At 55.1% G+C, this 16,058-nt stretch carries 14 protein-coding genes; 4 read left to right on the top strand and 10 right to left on the bottom strand.

Annotated features, from left to right (window positions below; translation table 11 throughout):
• Positions 1-9: 9 nt before the first annotated feature.
• Genes EPN93_01960 through EPN93_01945 form a run of 4 tightly spaced genes read right to left on the bottom strand, consistent with a single transcriptional unit; the run spans position 10 to position 3,225 of the window.
• Positions 10-1,404, bottom strand: coding sequence for a TolC family protein (locus EPN93_01960; protein TAL39326.1), 1,395 nt, complete (start codon positions 1,402-1,404; stop codon positions 10-12).
• Positions 1,401-1,874, bottom strand: a complete 474-nt coding sequence (locus EPN93_01955; protein TAL39325.1) for a hypothetical protein — start codon at positions 1,872-1,874, stop codon at positions 1,401-1,403. Before EPN93_01955 ends, EPN93_01960 begins: the two co-directional genes overlap by 4 nt.
• Positions 1,871-2,461, bottom strand: coding sequence for a hypothetical protein (locus tag EPN93_01950; GenBank protein ID TAL39324.1), 591 nt, complete (start codon positions 2,459-2,461; stop codon positions 1,871-1,873). Before EPN93_01950 ends, EPN93_01955 begins: the two co-directional genes overlap by 4 nt.
• Positions 2,458-3,225, bottom strand: coding sequence for a hypothetical protein (locus tag EPN93_01945; protein ID TAL39323.1), 768 nt, complete (start codon positions 3,223-3,225; stop codon positions 2,458-2,460). Before EPN93_01945 ends, EPN93_01950 begins: the two co-directional genes overlap by 4 nt.
• Positions 3,226-3,445: 220 nt before the next feature.
• Between EPN93_01945 and EPN93_01940 the strand changes: the two genes are divergently transcribed.
• Positions 3,446-3,892 (top strand): hypothetical protein, encoded by a 447-nt coding sequence (locus tag EPN93_01940; protein TAL39322.1) that lies wholly within the window; start codon positions 3,446-3,448, stop codon positions 3,890-3,892.
• Positions 3,893-3,993: 101 nt separating this feature from the next.
• On the opposite strand, the gene EPN93_01935 is transcribed toward EPN93_01940, so the two are convergent.
• Positions 3,994-4,977 (bottom strand): hypothetical protein, encoded by a 984-nt coding sequence (locus tag EPN93_01935; protein TAL39321.1) that lies wholly within the window; start codon positions 4,975-4,977, stop codon positions 3,994-3,996.
• Positions 4,978-5,095: 118 nt separating this feature from the next.
• On the opposite strand from EPN93_01935, the gene EPN93_01930 reads away from it, so the two are divergent.
• Positions 5,096-5,635, top strand: coding sequence for a cob(I)yrinic acid a,c-diamide adenosyltransferase (locus tag EPN93_01930; protein ID TAL39320.1), 540 nt, complete (start codon positions 5,096-5,098; stop codon positions 5,633-5,635).
• Between the two features lie 157 nt (positions 5,636-5,792).
• Positions 5,793-7,394, top strand: a complete 1,602-nt coding sequence (locus EPN93_01925; GenBank protein TAL39319.1) for a hypothetical protein — start codon at positions 5,793-5,795, stop codon at positions 7,392-7,394.
• Between the two features lie 293 nt (positions 7,395-7,687).
• Here the strand turns inward: EPN93_01925 and EPN93_01920 are convergent, their stop codons facing one another.
• From EPN93_01920 to EPN93_01900, 5 genes are all read right to left on the bottom strand, one after another.
• Positions 7,688-8,242 (bottom strand): flavin reductase family protein, encoded by a 555-nt coding sequence (locus EPN93_01920; protein ID TAL39318.1) that lies wholly within the window; start codon positions 8,240-8,242, stop codon positions 7,688-7,690.
• Between the two features lie 48 nt (positions 8,243-8,290).
• Positions 8,291-8,716, bottom strand: a complete 426-nt coding sequence (locus EPN93_01915) for a MarR family transcriptional regulator (protein TAL39317.1) — start codon at positions 8,714-8,716, stop codon at positions 8,291-8,293.
• A 173-nt stretch (positions 8,717-8,889) separates the two neighbouring features.
• Complete coding sequence (locus EPN93_01910; GenBank protein ID TAL39316.1) at positions 8,890-10,221, bottom strand: dipeptidyl aminopeptidase; 1,332 nt, start codon at positions 10,219-10,221, stop codon at positions 8,890-8,892.
• Positions 10,222-10,260: 39 nt separating this feature from the next.
• Positions 10,261-10,740, bottom strand: a complete 480-nt coding sequence (locus EPN93_01905; GenBank protein TAL39315.1) for a MarR family transcriptional regulator — start codon at positions 10,738-10,740, stop codon at positions 10,261-10,263.
• A gap of 220 nt (positions 10,741-10,960) precedes the next feature.
• Positions 10,961-12,724 (bottom strand): PAS domain S-box protein, encoded by a 1,764-nt coding sequence (locus EPN93_01900; GenBank protein ID TAL39314.1) that lies wholly within the window; start codon positions 12,722-12,724, stop codon positions 10,961-10,963.
• A 237-nt stretch (positions 12,725-12,961) separates the two neighbouring features.
• On the opposite strand from EPN93_01900, the gene EPN93_01895 reads away from it, so the two are divergent.
• Entirely contained in the window at positions 12,962-16,057 is a 3,096-nt protein-coding gene (locus EPN93_01895; GenBank protein ID TAL39313.1) for a formate acetyltransferase, read from the top strand.
• Position 16,058: the final 1 nt, after the last annotated feature.

Here is a 16,058-nt window from a genome sequence, read left to right as displayed (position 1 = left end):
CCTCTCCCTTTATAATTCGCCGCCCACCGGCGTTTCGCTGCCGCCGTCTTCCCCGAGCGCAGCATCGAGCTCCGCGAAGGACACGCGGCGCTCTCCCACCGCGGCCTGGAGTCTCAGGCGCGCCTTCGCCAGGTCGACATAGGTGCGGAGCACCTCGTAGCGCGCGATATCCCCCACGCGCGCGCGGGCGTCCTCCGCGGCCGCCTGGCGCTCAAGCAGGGACACGTTCAGCCGCGCGAGGCGGACCAGCTCCGCCGTTTCACCCATGCGGTCGCACGCGCGCTCAACATCGACGATGATTTTCATACGCGTACGTTCCATTTCCGCCATGGCGTCCCGCAGCGCAAACTCTGCCTCCGCGGTACGCCTGGCGCCGGATGGATCGTCCAAGATGTCCGCCTGGGCGTTGTGCGCGACGCTCTTCTCTTTTCCATACCCGGCTTCGCCGTAACTCATGCCGCTGCTCACCCCGTTTCCAAAAAGGGATGCGCTCAGGGTGATCCCCACGTTCCAAAAACGGTCGTCGAGCGGGTACCGCTCGCCCCGGTAGCCGTAGCTTCCGGTAAACCGGATAACGGGCAAACTGTAATCCCGCGCCAGCCGCACCCCGGCACGGGCCTTCCGCACCGCGAGGCCGGCCATGCGCATCTCGGGCCTGCGAAGGAGCGCCCCGGCGACAGCCCCGGACTTTCCCCCGCGCGCTTCACGCGCCGGCGAATCCGATTCGCCGGCGGTTACCGGGACGATTCGAACCTCCCGCGATGCGCCGATCAGCAGACGAAAATTTTTCGTCCCGGTACGAAACGCGTTCTCGGCCCGAAGGAGCTCGTACTCCACCTCGGCGATGCGCGCGTCGGCCTGAACGCGCTGGAGCTCGGTCGCCATCCCCTGCCGCGACTCCTCGTCTATGATTTTCCTCTGTACCAGGAGGCTCTCTAAAAGGTCCCGTTGTATCGAGACCTCGCCCTCCGCGCCCTGGAGCCCGTAGTATTCCTTCCTCACGCCCAGCGAAAGGGCCGCGCGTTCCATCCTGTAATTTTCGAGCGCCGCCAGGTGCTCGATCTGCGCGATTGCGTACGCGTCGACCGTCGCGCCGCCCGTGTGCAGGTCGTACGAGAGGGACATCATCACCTGCCGGTTCCGCGTATCGGGCCCCCCGGCGCTTACCGTATCGTCTTCCGAATACTGCACCGAGGCCGCGGGAAGGAATTCCCGCCATCGTTCACCGATCGCCATGCGGGCGGACGTCATACGCGCGCGCGCCGCGGCGAGCTCCCGGCTGTGTGCGCAGGCAAGCCGGACCGCAGTCGATTCATCGACGCGCTCCGCGGGCTCTCCCGCCCGGGACGAACCCCGTGTCGCGAGAAGCGCGAAGGCGAGCGCCATGATCGCCATCGACTTCATTTCCTTGACGCCTCGTCGATCCCCGCCGCGAGCCTTTCCGCGACACGCATTGTGCTTCCGCCGTCGCGAAGCGCGCACCCGTCGCACTGCATGCGTATCATCGATACCGTCTCCCCGCTGCGCGCATCGATGATGCGTACGTGTACGGTCAGCGATCCCCGCCGCCCGAGGATATCCTCTGGGAGATTTTGAAAGACCGAGAGTACCGCGTGATGGCGATAGCCCTCGGCCCGCTCCCCGCGATCGTTGAACGACGCCGCCTTGAAACCGCGCTTCGCCAGGGCAAACACGAGCGATTCGGCGAGCTCCCCGGTTCCCTCGTCAGGCGTTTCCCCGTGACGCGCCGAATGCGTGACGTAGATAACGTCCAGGGGCGCCGATTTTTTCCCCGTGTGCACGAATTCCGCGCTCATCCCGCCGCATGCGCACAGCGCGGTCAGGACGGCCGCGGCCCAGGCTTTATGTTTCATTTTTCCTCCTTCTCCCATTCCGTGATGGCCGCGGCCATGGCGCGGTTTTTTCGCGCGCGCGCCGCGAGCCCCAGCTTCGTGTAGATTTCTTCCAGTTTCCGGTGAGATTGCTGCAGATACGGGTACGCGCTGGTCGCCCTGGTGAATGCGATGATCGCTTCTTCGTGGTCACCTTCTCCCAGGGATGCGGAGCCTGCTATATAGAGACCCACGGTATCCTCCCCCGATCGTGCAAGAAGCTTCGTGACCGTTTCCTTCGCCGCGGCATATTCTCCCCGCCGAAGGTGCCACCGGGCCTTGAGTCTGAGTCCCTCGCTTTTCGTTTCCTCGTTTTCGAGGCATCGCTCCGCCTGGGACTCGAACTCCGCGTCCTCGCCCTGGAAATAACTTATCTTCGCGAGAAATACACGCGCCCCGGGGCGCGAACCGCGGCATTCCAGGCTCCGCGAAAAATACTCGCGGGCGCCCGCGAGATCCTTTTTCAGATACAGCTCCACGCCCCTGCGGTAATACTCGTCTCCCACCGATGCGGGTTGCGCGCATGAGATTCCGGCAAGGACGAGCGCCAGCATTGCAGTGAATTTCATTTAAGGAGCCCCTCAAGGAAGCGCGACGAGGCCGCCTTGATCAGTTCCGCCTTTGCCGCTTCCTCGTCGCGCGCGGTCCCGGCCGGGAGGATGCGTGCCGATTCCACCTTCCAGCGGTCCTTCACCCACGCGTCGAGCTTCCCCGAGTGCCGGTATTCGCACACACCGGCAAGCTCGATCCCCGATTCGGCGCCGCCGGTTGCGAGGTCAAAACTCGAGAGCGACGTACCACAGCTCGCGACAATGTCATTGCCCGAGAGCATGAAACGGCCCCGTATCTCCGCGACATGGTAGCGGTACTCGTAGCCGACGAGCCCGTCGGGGCCATCGTCGAACCGGACCTCCCCCCGCGAGCCCAGGGGCCTTGTCGCGGCGGCGTCCACCATTACGAAGGCGTCGATATTCTGGGCGGGGCGCGTCTCCTCCTCGATGCTGAGCGTGTCGCGCCTGGGTTCCTCGTACACCACGAAGCCTTTTCTCAGGAGCTCCTTTTCCAGGTGCGCGCGCCACAACGCCGCCTCGGGCGTTTCGCGGCCTTCGTTTCCGGGTGAAGGGGCGAACCTGAGCGCAACCCTGCGAATCGGCGCCCGAACCCCTTTCCCGAGGTCCGCGTGGGCGCAGTTGCATTCTTCGCGCGCGATTCCGTCGGGCACGCCGATCCGCACGGCCGCCCTCTCGGCGGAGGGACGCGTGTCGAGCCTTCCCCGGCCCGCGCATGAAACAGCCAGGAATACCAGCACCATGAACGCCGAATTAAATTTCATCTCCACCTCCCGCACGCATGTACGCCCCTATTACGAATCCGGTCCGCGGAATCTGAAAAAAATCAGATTCGAGGGGCGATTTTTGTTCGGGCACACGTCCTGCTTTGATTTCCCCTGCAGCCGTATCGGATTTTGAAGCTTTCCCAAAAATATTTAATATTTTCCGCGAGAGGAACGTATGGAGAGAAAGTGCTTCACCACTCGCTCTGGGGAGAAGGATATGGCCAGGACCTCAATAAATGTTCACACGGATATTATGCGCAAACTCGCGCAGGCGGCGCTTCAATTACAAACTTCGCGAAGGGATATAGTGGTTCGGCTCCTCAAGACCGTGATGCGTGACTTGCCTCGTTATAACACCCGGTTTGAAACGGTTAAGTATCAGCCGGACGATCCGGAAGGGAGGTGGCATTGTTTTGGGGTGCGGTTTAAAGCGGAAGAGTTCGAGTTCTGGGCGGACCTGAGGAGGCTGAGTAAATTCACTGTTTCATATCTCGTGGCGATTGGCGTTGAACGATATCTGGATGACCTTATGCGCGATGGAGAAAGAAGCGTACATAACTATGCACCATATGATCGGCATGCAGTGCGCCGGAACGTCACTGACGGCATGGTGATCTGGAATTTAATCTGGAAAAGCACCAAACCAGTGAAACCCGTACCTTAACCGCACCACTTCCTGCATCAACCCCCCGCCATTCTTTCTTCAGCTGGAACGCGCAGCCTGTCCGTATTTGCCGGAGGCTTAAAGTCCCCGTGCTCCCGGTCCTAAATCCCGACACCCAGCAGGCGCGCCCCCAGGAGCATCAGGGGGAACACGAGCACAAGGAAAATGACCGATGTCCCCACGAAGAGCCCCGAGGCCAGGCGCGCGTCCAGGCCGTAAAGGACCGATACGACCACCGAGTAGATCGCCGCGGGCATGAAGGACTGTACGATCACCACCGCGCGCACGGTCCCCTCGAAACCGGCGAGTCCCGTGATGATCCAGGCGGCCGCCGGTACCAGGAGAAACTTGATCGCGCTCATCGCGGAAATTTCTTTCCACGAGGAACGCACGTCCCCCTGCGTGAAGTTCATGCCCAGCGTGAGGTAGTAGACGCTTATTGAAGCGAGAAGGAGCGCCTCCGACGGAAACCATATCGCCGGCCTGTCGATCCCGAGTGCGCGCAATCCCAGCGCGCCCGCAATCGCGGCGAGCGGCATGTTGTGAAGCCCGAGGATTATCGGCATTCGCTCCGTGGCGGGCGCGGCTGTCTTCGAAACATGCGCCGCATAGGGAAACACCGCGAGGAACACAAAGGGCATGAAGTACGATACGAAAATGAACGAGTAGGCGAGCCCCTGTTCCCCCAGGATAAGGTAACAGGCGAATCCCCCGAGCGTAAACCCGTGATTGGCCAGCATCGCGCTGATGCGGAACATGTGCCCGCGCGCCCCCCCGAGACCGAGCGCGCGCGATGCCGGGAGGCCCAGTACCAGTCCCGCCGCGCACAGCGCGAGTCCCGCGACCGGCAGCAGCATAAGCCCGCGGGAAAGATCGAGTCCCCAGACGCTCCAGAACACGATCGCCGGCTCGATGGTAGCAAGATTCGCGCGGATGAGTGTCCGGGAAAAGCGCGCGGGGTCATCGAACCGCCGTTTCAGCGCATACCCGGCGATAAAGGGACCGATAATTATCACCTGGAATACCAGGAATTTCACCACCACGTTCATCCCGCCGCTTCTCCCGCTCGAAATCCGGTCCACCATACATAACCGTACGGGAATCGAAACAAAAATTTTCGATCCCGTGCGCCCCGTGGACAATTCTTGACATTGCGCGGTGCTGTGCTAGTCTCGGACGATATCAAACGGGGAGAGAGGCCGCATGGGCGCCGATACACTTGAAAAGGGATTCGTGCATCTTTACACCGGGCACGGGAAGGGGAAGACCACGGCGGCGCTCGGCCTGGCGATGCGGGCGGCGGGATCGGGACTGCGCACGCACTTCATCCAGTTCATGAAGGGCCAGCACTACGGGGAGCTCGATGCGGCGAAGATGCTCGGCGGGCTCGTCACGATCGAACAGCACGGGAGCGCGGAGTTCTGCGTGACCGAAGGACAGGACGCGAAGGAGCACTACCTCCACGCGCGCAACGCGATCGCCCGTGCGCGCGAGGCGATACACTACGGCACGATCGATATACTCGTGCTCGACGAGATCGTCACGGCCTGCCTCTTCAAGCTCGTGACGCTGGGCGAGATTCTGGAACTCGTACACACCCGGCCCACCGGGAAGGAGCTCGTCCTCACGGGACGCGGCGCGCCGCAGGAGCTTATCGACGCCTGCGACCTGGTCACCGAAATGAAGGAAGTGAAGCACTATTACGCCGCGGGTGTCCAGGGACGGCGCGGCATAGAGTATTGACCGGTCCACGCTTTCCTTCGTTCGCCGATACGCGTATCGGCGCCCGCGCCAGATCCCCTAAAATCGCTTGCTAAAAACGAGCGTACGCTCATCAATAAACAAATGCCATGCGGCTTCCCTCACCGCAGGCAGACCAAACCCACGTGCGAGGTACCCCATGCTCCTCCTCAAGAACGGACTGATAATCGACGGCAGCGGGAAGAAGGGATTCCCCGGAAGTGTCCTCATCAAGGGCGGAAAAATCGCGGAGCTTTCGCCGGGCGCGATACAGGCGAAATGCGAGACGATCGACTGCGCGGGCAAAGCGGTCGCGCCCGGCTTCATCGACCTCCACTCGCACAACGACTGGTTCCTCGCCTCGCCCGAAAAACCCGAATACATCACGCCGTTCCTGGAACAGGGCATCACCACCTTCGTGGGAGGGAACTGCGGTTTCGGCGCCGCGGTATTCAAGAAAAACACCGCGCACCGCGCGCTCCTCGAGAACAACCTGTTCAAGGGAGGGCACTCCGGATTGAAATGGGATTCGCTCGCGCAGTACTACGCGCACCTCACAAAAAAGGGAATGTCCGCGAACCTGGTGAACCTGTGCGGGCACGGGACCACGCGCGCCTCCATAAAAGGCTACGATCCCTCACACATGACGGGAGACGAGATGAAACAGCTCCTCCGGCTCGCGGAGGAATCCATGGAACAGGGGGCGCGGGGCGTATCGTTCGGAATGGGTTACGCGCCCGACATCTTCTCGACCGCGTCCGAACAGGAGGAGGTTGCCAAACTCGTGAAGAAGCGCGACGGCATCGTCACGGTACACGTGCGCGCGTTCTCCTCGGTCTCCGGGGCCTATCCCCTGAAGCCCTTCGGCGAGGCGCACAACCTCATCGCGCTCAGGGAATTCCTGGACCTCGCGCGCAGGACGGGCGTGCGCCTCCAGATTTCGCATCTCATCTTCGTGGGCGCGCGCACCTGGAAGACGCTCGACAAGGCGCTCGCCCTCATCGACCGCGCGATCGACGACGGGGTTGACGTGTGTTTCGACACCTACGCGCACCACTGTGGCGCGACGGTCATCACGGGGATCCTCCCCGAATGGTTCATGGCGCAGGTTCCCGCGGCCTACACGGACAAGAAGCTTTTAAAGAAGACGAAGCTCCTCATGAAGATCTCTTTCGCGCTCCTGGGCTTCAACATGGCCGACATGCAGCTTGCATCGGCGAACCACCCGGATCTGGACCGATACAACGGCATGTTCCTGCGCGACATCGCCCGCGCGCGCACAATGACCGACTTCGAAAACTACATCGACATCGCGCACAGGAGCGACAGCACCGCACGGATGCTCATCTACAAGTACAGCAACCCGCACATCGTCCGCGCGCTCATGAAGCATCGCGCCTCGCACTTCATGACCGACGCCTGGGTCGAGCCGTCGGGACTCCAGAACCCCGCTGCGTTCGGGTGCTTCCCGCGTTTCCTGGAGCTCGCCCGCGACGAAAACATCCTCACGATCGAGGACACGGTGCACCGCATGACCGGGAAGAACGCCGCGCGCATGAAGATCAAAGACCGGGGCCTCTTGAAAAAAGGGTATGCCGCGGACATCACCGTGTTCGATCCGCACACGATACGGGACAACACGACCCCCGAGGCATCGGGCGCGCGGCCAACCGGGATCGAGACGGTCGTCATGAACGGGGAGGTCGTCGTGAAAAGGGGGAAGGCGCTTCCGAAGATAAGGGCGGGGATGGTGATACGGTAAAAGCATCAGTCCCCTATTCCCCTTGCGCGTTGTGCTACAGCGCAAGGCTGGGAGCCATTCCCCGGCGAACTTGTCGGGTCTGGCGATAAGGACTGGCCCTGAGTTCTTTTTTCGTTGTGAAGAGGTTGTGCGCAACGTACATATTTGTCAAATATACCCATTCGAAATTGGTTTTCCACATTGAAGATTTATAACTCCTGGATATACCAGGAGTTATAAATATAAACCATGGGGAACCGATTTATATTGGTTATGAGTAACACTTTCATATTTTCTCTCTTGTGGAATTTTAATTATTTGTTAAAATTCTTTCCGACACTCCATGCATCGGCAAAGGGTTCCCCGATTTTCCAATATTTGCGCTGATGCATGTCAAATAGCATCGGTTTTACTTTTGCGACATCAATAGTGCCATTGGTAAGGATATTCTCTTCAGCATAGATTTTTTCAACCCTCCCCACAAACAGGTCATGGGTGATATAATCATAATGATCTACCAGGGTACATTCCATTGTAACAGGGGCTTGTTCAATCATGGGCGCGTGTTTCAATAAACCCCTGAATACTTTTAAAATAGCGCTTTTATCGATCTTTGAACCGCTCACCATGCCGATGTAATCGGTTTCAATTACCATATCATCTGAAGGTATATTTATACTGAATTCCCTGTTCGCAATTATTCCCTTGTTGGAATAATGCGCCTTTCCCATACCCAGCGTAACCATATCTATCGCGCCTATTCCAAGATGGGCAATTGTGATAAAGTTCGCTTTCCCGTCAATTTCCGTCCCTATCAATGCTATTGGTAACGGATAGAGCGCGTTTCTTTCTCTCACTTCAATTTTCATCAAGTTCTCCTTTTTTGTTTGTACATGCATATATGGAATTAAAAAAAATTATTGTTCCAGAATCCGGCTTATGCTGAATAATTCTTTTGTAAAAACATCGTTTTTATTTTTCCCAAGTTTTCTATTAAGTGCGAGATAGAGGTCATTCCAGCATTTTTGAATTTCCTCATGAATTTTTATTCCCTTTTCAGTGGCACTTATGTTGGAGTTACGCCCGTTCGATTTACGTTTAATGTAACCCTTCAGCTCAAGTTTATCCGCGAGTCTGGTAACCGTTGAAGGAGCCAGGTGCATTCTTTGACCGAGCTCCATAGGAGTTATTTGCGGGCAGGAATATATCGTCATCATCAGAAAAGCATGGGATGGGGATAATCCAGATGGCATAAAAGCCTCTTCGGCCATCTCCGTGACAATCCTTGAAAGCTTTGTTGCGGTAAAGTACATACAGCCATCATAAATAGATTCACATTCCATAGGATTGCATGTACAAGCACTCTATTATATTGTCAAGACATTTTCATAAGCCGTTTCATTTCATTGGAAATCCGGATGTCAGAAAACTGTGATTCATCGATGAATCATTTTCACCTCACCAATCGACCCGTCTGAAAGAATCCATCCGGATTTATTCAGCGCTATGGTCCCTTCTACCTTCCGAACTTCTCCTCCACCCATTCAAAAAGCACCGCGTGCATGAGGCTCAGCGCGCCCAGCTGGCAGTGCTCGTGCCCGCCCTCCTGCTCGGTGAACACACGCGTGGTGACGCTGCGGGCGTTGACGAGCGCCTTCCTGAATTCTTCCACTTGCGTGACAGGGAAAAAGTGATCCTTCTCGCCCGCGAGGATGAGCACGTCGCCGCGAATTTTATCGGAGACATCCTTCAGGGAATACTTTGAAAAAATGGAAAGCAGGTCGACCGGGTCTTTCGCCCCCATCGTCCATTGCGCGTTCTGCACTCCCCAGCGTACACCCGGGGTGTTTTTCATCTTCAATTTTATCAGGCCGTTCACCAGGCCCGTCATGCCCATCCCGTACATCGAGCGTATGACCCACGGCACCTGCCGGAGCGCGGCCTCCTGGAAATCGTAACACACGTCGAATGCGACGACCCCGTCGATCCTCGCATCGAACGCGGCCGCGCGCGGAGCGAGGTACCCTCCCAGGCTTCCACCTACATATACGATTTTTGGAGGCTTCGGATACCGTGCAAGGAATGCGTCAAGAACCGCGCCGGTGGGTTTCTCCCATTCGTGCGTGAACTGCAGTCCCTGCTCGCGGATAATCGAACCCTGCCCCGGGCCTTCGAAGGTGAGGCATGAATACCCGCGATCGAGCGCCCCGCGTGCAAGCATGAAATAGAGCTCCTCGAGCGTGGAATCGTAGCCCCCGCACATGAGGATGAGCGGCTTTCCCACGGCGCGTGCGTCCCCCGGATAATAGATCGCCTTCAGGGTATTATTTCCATAGGGGACCGATACGACCGTATACCGCACACCGAGCGCGTCCAGTCCATCATAGAACGCCCTCCTGTTCCTGTCGAAGGACGCGAGCCTCCTGTCGTCGCCGGGACCCATGAAAAACTCAGCCGTTCGATAATAGCTGTGCGCGCGCAGCAGCCCGTAACCCTTGCTCGTCGCGTTACGATAACCGCGCGCCGCCTTTTCCACGCGCACGGCCGTCTTATCCCATTCCCGGAACCAGGCTTCGTCATCCCCCTCAGGAATGTTCTTGATCGTCGAAAGAATCTCCCCCGCCTCGCCCGCCCCGAAGGGAATGTCCCCCATGGCGCGCATTACCTGGAAATGGTACGGCTGGTCCGCATAGAAGCGCGACGTCCCCGTCCCTGCCGGCGCAAGCAGCATGTAAAGAAACACGATAACCGCCGCTACGCACGCTCCCCATAAAACCTTTTTCTTAAGAGTCATGATCCTCCTCCTTTTAGTTGATGGTGCGGCGCCCCGTGCGCCGCCTCGCTTCATGCGACTTAGTTTAGCAACTAAACACCGCGGTAAAAAAATTCACACCCCGGCCCGTTTTCTTCCCGCCCGGGGGTTTGTCGCGTCGAGCTGGAATTCGGTTTTTCCGAGCACCTTGTCCAACACTGCAAGTTCTTCGTCGGTCATGCCCTTGAATACACTCGCATACATTACGGCATGGTACTTCGCGTGACCCGCGTACACCGTTTTTCCCTTTGCCGTGAGACCCAGGGAAACCTCGTTCCCTCCCCCCCTCATTGTTTCGCCGCGCACATAGCCTTTCTTTGCGAGCCGGGACACCATCTGCGAGACAGCCCCCTTCGTCACGCCCAGCCCCTGGGCGACCGCGGTGACGTTTGCGCCCGGCTTACTCCCGATCGCCTCGATCATGTGGATCTCCCCCATACAAAGGAGCTCCCCCGTCCCGAAGTCCGTGGGGATACGGTCCCGGCTGTTGACCTTGTTGATGATCCTGAAAAAGCGCCCGATCGTTTCGGCGATTTTACCTTCGCGCGTGTTCATATGAACAATGTTTAGCTTCTAAACATATATGTCAAGAAACTTTCGTTTGTCCTGCACGGGCTTTACAATTTTATCCCGGCTGACGCATTAAGAGCTAATGCCTGGATGTTTTCAACGTGTTCGATTATTCCAACCGTCCGGCGTCTCTGCCCGCGCCTTGAGCACCAGTTCGGTCCTGTCTCCCTCGATCAGGCTATAGGCGATGAGGCGTCGTAATCCATCATGTAATATGATACGTCTTTATCTTTCTCCAGAGTGTGCTCCGGGATATTGACAGCTTTTCGGCCGCCTCTTTCCTGTTTCCCCTACAATTTTCCAGTGTCTCTGCAATTAGCCTCCGATCATCCTGTTCCCAAGATCTGAGATGTGCTATTTCAAATCGATCCAGAGAGGGCGCTTGATGAAGTGGTGTTAGAGCAGTTTGAATAGTCCCATTGGAGCTTTCCGGTAAAGTCCGGCTTGCGATAATCTGGAGCGGAAAGTCATTCGGTTTAATAATGGTATCGGCGCTCATCGCGATGGCGTACTCAATCGCATTTTCCAGTTCGCGGATATTGCCCGGCCACTGATGGCTCAACAGGAGCTGTCGGGCATCGGCTTCAAGCCGCTTACACGTTTTTTCGTCCTTCTTACAGTGCTTTTTTATGAAGTGATCGGCAAGATATAGAATATCCTCGCGGCGCTCCCTTAGGGGCGGAATGACAATGGGAATCACCGCGATACGGTAATACAGGTCCTCGCGGAAAAGTCCCCTGGAAATAAGATCCGTCAGGTTACGATTTGTGGCGGAAATAATGCGTACGTTTATCGGAAACGTGCGGTTGCCGCCAACCGGCCGTATTTCCTTTTCCTGAAGAGCCCTCAGGAGTTTTACCTGTAGTGCGACGTTAAGGTCCCCGACCTCGTCAAGAAACAGCGTTCCTCCATCGGCCTCCCTGAACAGGCCAATTCGAGAAGTCACCGCGCCCGTGAACGCTCCTTTCTCATGGCCGAAAAGCTCTGACTCCAGTAGGGCCTCCGGTATTGAGCCGCAGTTTACGGCAACAAACTTGCTTCCCTTTCGCTTGCTGCGGGTATGCATTGCCCGGGCGGCGAGCTCTTTCCCCACTCCCGTTTCACCTAAGATCAAAATGGATGAATCCACTTCGGCGCACCGCAGGATAAGATCGAACACTTTCCCCATTGCAGGGCTTACCCCAATCATTTCTGATTCGATCTCGCCCCGCTGCATCCTACGCTTGATTAGTCGAAGTTCGTTTTCCCGCTCTTCCAGCTTGATCTGGTCGGTTATTTCTTTGAGTATCTCTGCATAGGCTTTTACCCGCCCAAAATTGTCATGGATATTCTCTATTCGTCCCGCGAACTGGCGGTGCTCTCCGGAAATTTCAAAGTTAATGATCTTTTCAATAGTCGAATCAAGGTCAATGAGTGGCGTGATACGGTCCCCCCTGATTTCCTTTCCCATCGGGTTGCTCAGTAGAAGGTTTCCCTCATGATCGAAAATGGTAACACAGTCGCCAATGCCGAAAAGAATCGCTTCGATCATTTTCTTCTCGTTTCCCAGCGCTTCTTGACTTGCGGCCAGCGCGATATTTGTCCTCGTCAGCTCCTCCTGCATGCGTTTCTGTTCGCTGATGTCCGTTAATAAAACATTGGTTGAGTCAGGGGCTCCTCCCGCGTCCTTGTTCACCGACAGATTGATGAGAAACGGGGTGCGCCCTCCTTTGCTTGTGGGAAGTTCGAATTCGTATTGATAGTGTTGAAATCCTTTATGGAGGTATTCAAGATCAATAGTCCTCAAACGGTTAAAGTCTTCAGGAGTGAAGAACTCCCTGCAGTTATGTCCCACTAAATCTCTGCGTGTGCCGCCATACCATTCGATTATTTTTTCGTTTACCTCAAGTATGCCGAAATCCATGTCCAAATGGATAAAGCCAATGTTCAGCGTGTTCAACAGATTTATGATTTCGTTATCAAGTTTCAAGGGTATCCCTTTTAATTTTCTGTGTTTAAGTCAAATATATCACTTATTATGTTTCAACAATGTTGCAATTATGTTGAATCATTAGCTATTATTGCTTGAATTGTCAAGTCCCTATTTACTTTATTCTCTCACCTTGGACTATTCCCATTAACTACAATGAGAATTGTTGGCTGTTTAATCACTTAATTCGAACAATAATTGTGCAATGATTCAAATTGGCACGATTATTGCCTCTGTATGTTTATTAATGCATTATGGGGGGTAATCATGCAAGTTCAATCTTCACTACATGATCGAGTACGCGGATACGCTAATCTTCTGACGAGCTCATCACGATTTCTCACCGGGAAACTGCTTCATAAACAGCAGATGATTCTTAGCGGCTTTCTCGGATACATCGCGTCAATGTTTAACACGAATTCCGCTCTGCGGTGTGAGATGATGGGGACCCGGGGATGGATAAACCTTTCCATCGGAATGAAAGCTGATGATGATTCCGCGAAAGGAGCCATCATTTTCAATGACGGGAAAGTCCGCGTTCTTGACGACATACCGGATAATGTCGATTGCACCCTTATTTTTTCCACCCCAAAGGATCTTATTGAACAAATGGACGCGAGCCCTGATGAGGCATACCGGATGATTCTCACAGGCAGAGTGAGGACAGAAGGAAACCTCATGCTTGTCGGGTTGTTTAATTACTACGTGAATCTGGTTATCGGGAAGGACCAGCAGAAATCAGTGGACAGGCAGATCAATAAACACAGGGAAGCGAATAAAATCGCGGGGATGGACGTTAAAGACTCGACTCTTTGCAGAAATGAGCGATCCGTCAGAAGAATTTCACGTATCCGCGGGAGCAGGGTGGATCCCGGGGTCCTTCATCTCGAAGATCCGCACCTGGCTGATTACGGGCTTGAGGATTTCCCGCGGCTCGAACGTTTTCGCACCGAGTATTTTAACAGGAAAAAAGAAGCGGTGGTCTGCCATGAGTACGGAAAACTCATTACCGACTTCCACCTTAAACACGGTTATGAAGTTGATAATAATGGCAAACCCTGGGACCCGAATCTCCGTAAGGCGAAGAGCCTGAAATATATTCTCGAAAGAAGAAAGCCTATCATCAGAGAAGGTGATCTTCTCGCCGGAACATTCACCACGGACCCCGTATCCGGCTGTATCTGCCATCCATTTTCCGTGGGGCTTTATAGTTGGGGGGAACTCAGATCCTTCGCAAACCGCGAACTCATGCCGTATGACATCAGCGAAGAAACCATCCGGATTTTACACAGGCACGTGTTCCCATTCTGGGCGCGAAAGAACATTCACGAATTATGGCGAAAGGAGACAGGTAATGCGCTGCCTGTCCGCGTCCATGACAGGTTTTTTTCCATTTATTACTGGAAGACCGTATCGATGTCGGAAATCACGCCTGGGCACGATAAAATTTTGAAACACGGCACACGCGGATTGATAAAGATGATCAAGGATGAATTGAAAAGCGATCATGACGCGGATGATGAAAAGAAAAATACTTTGAATGCGATGATTATCAGCCTTGAGGCGGCTAATATATACGCTCGTAACCTCGCCGGTCAGGCGGCGCAGGAGGCCATGGCAGAACAAAAGCCTCAAAGAAAGGCCGAGCTTGAGCACATGGAAAAAATACTTTTAAAAGTGCCGGAAAATCCCGCCGCGACCATGGATGAGGCGGTTCAGTCGCTTGCTATCATGCATCTCTGTCTCGATATGGAGAACTCCGATGACGGCCCGATGTTCGGCAGGCTCGACCAAATGCTGCAGCCTTACTTCATATCCGATATCGAAAAGCTCATGACGGGTAAGGAAAGGGAGGAGTACATAAAACACGTCATCGATCTTTTAGGATGCCTGTTTATGAAGGAAGCCAGCCACCAGCTTCTCATACCCGATATCGGCAACTGGCAGAACTCAGGATCTGCTCCCAATGTGACCATCACGCTTGGTGGCGTCACCGCCGAAGGCGAAGACGCCGTTAACGACATGACCTATGTCATTCTTAAGGTAACCGAGCTTCTTGGATTGAACGATCCCAACATGCATGTCCGGTATAAGCACGATAAGAACAGCGTACATTTTTTAAAGCGCGCGTGCGACGTGAACTATATCACCGGCGCGACGCCGTGCATTCATGGAGATGATGCTGTTATCACTGCGCTGGTAAATCATGGCTGGCGGCTTGAAGATGTAAGGGACTGGGTGGCAAACGGATGTGTGGAACCATCTATACCCGGAAAGCATTCAAGTGCAACCTCAAGCCTTGAAATCAATCTCGTTGCACCGCTCGAAATGGCAATGAACAACGGAAAACATCCTCTCATGAATTGGGATATTGGGCCAAAAACAGGCAGGATTGAAAACGGAGATTTCAGCACCTTTGAACAATTTTGGGACGCCTTTGCTGAACAATGCAGGTTTCTACTTGATCTGTCCGTTATCGGAAACAACCAGCTCGGTGAAGTGTATCAGAAACATCAACCGGCACCACTTCTATCGGTTCTGGTTGATAACTGCATTCAAAAAGGCAGAGGCGTCACCAGGGGAGGTGCACAATACAACTCAACCGGCGTTTCCATGATCGGACTTGCGGATGTTGTAGATTCTCTCATGTCAATTAAAAAGCTGGTTTTCGATGAAACTTCCGTTTCTTTTAAGGAATTGAAAGAGGCAATTGATGATAATTTTAACTCTAATCGGAAATTGCACGCGATTGTGAAATCAAGAGTCCCGCGGTTTGGTTCAGGTAGTGATGAGGCCGTAGAGATGGCCAACCGGGTTACCGGATTCGTGCACAATTACTACAACAGTCAAAGGAATTATCGAGGCGGAATTTACACCAGCGGATGGTGGTCTATGGCGAACCATGCGGTATACGGCCGCGTTACCGGAGCGCTCCCCTCCGGAAGGCTCGCCGGCGAGCCCTTTACCCCGGGGCTTACGCCGCATCCGAGCGCTTCGGTCAACCTGCTGGACAACCTGCGCGATGTGGCGCGGTTGGACCCCAGGAACCTGGACAACAATATAGCCTTCAACGTAAAGCTTGTTCCCGGATCTTCGGACACTCACGAGCAGATAGTCGATACCATGTCGCATTACGCGAAGGCGTATTTCGATATGGGGGGCATGCAGACGCAGTTCAACGTGGTCACGACGGATACGCTGAAAGACGCACTGGCAAATCCCGAATTATATCAGGATCTCATGGTGAGAATCTCGGGGTATGTGGCCTATTTCACCAAGCTCCAGCGTGATCTCCAGCTTGAAGTCATCCGTCGGGCCGAATACAGGATATAAG

This window comes from Spirochaetota bacterium (assembly GCA_004297825.1).
Taxonomy (GTDB): domain Bacteria; phylum Spirochaetota; class UBA4802; order UBA4802; family UBA5368; genus FW300-bin19.
This window is presented reverse-complemented; position numbering and strand designations above follow the sequence as displayed.

Coding starts and splice junctions, on each gene's coding strand:
- EPN93_01960 (TAL39326.1), bottom strand. CDS start 1,404: ATGAAGTCGATGGCGATCATGGCGCTCGCCTTCGCGCTTCTCGCGACA.
- EPN93_01955 (TAL39325.1), bottom strand. CDS start 1,874: ATGAAACATAAAGCCTGGGCCGCGGCCGTCCTGACCGCGCTGTGCGCA.
- EPN93_01950 (TAL39324.1), bottom strand. CDS start 2,461: ATGAAATTCACTGCAATGCTGGCGCTCGTCCTTGCCGGAATCTCATGC.
- EPN93_01945 (TAL39323.1), bottom strand. CDS start 3,225: ATGAAATTTAATTCGGCGTTCATGGTGCTGGTATTCCTGGCTGTTTCA.
- EPN93_01940 (TAL39322.1), top strand. CDS start 3,446: ATGGCCAGGACCTCAATAAATGTTCACACGGATATTATGCGCAAACTC.
- EPN93_01935 (TAL39321.1), bottom strand. CDS start 4,977: ATGGTGGACCGGATTTCGAGCGGGAGAAGCGGCGGGATGAACGTGGTG.
- EPN93_01930 (TAL39320.1), top strand. CDS start 5,096: ATGGGCGCCGATACACTTGAAAAGGGATTCGTGCATCTTTACACCGGG.
- EPN93_01925 (TAL39319.1), top strand. CDS start 5,793: ATGCTCCTCCTCAAGAACGGACTGATAATCGACGGCAGCGGGAAGAAG.
- EPN93_01920 (TAL39318.1), bottom strand. CDS start 8,242: ATGAAAATTGAAGTGAGAGAAAGAAACGCGCTCTATCCGTTACCAATA.
- EPN93_01915 (TAL39317.1), bottom strand. CDS start 8,716: ATGGAATGTGAATCTATTTATGATGGCTGTATGTACTTTACCGCAACA.
- EPN93_01910 (TAL39316.1), bottom strand. CDS start 10,221: ATGAAGCGAGGCGGCGCACGGGGCGCCGCACCATCAACTAAAAGGAGG.
- EPN93_01905 (TAL39315.1), bottom strand. CDS start 10,740: ATGAACACGCGCGAAGGTAAAATCGCCGAAACGATCGGGCGCTTTTTC.
- EPN93_01895 (TAL39313.1), top strand. CDS start 12,962: ATGTTTATTAATGCATTATGGGGGGTAATCATGCAAGTTCAATCTTCA.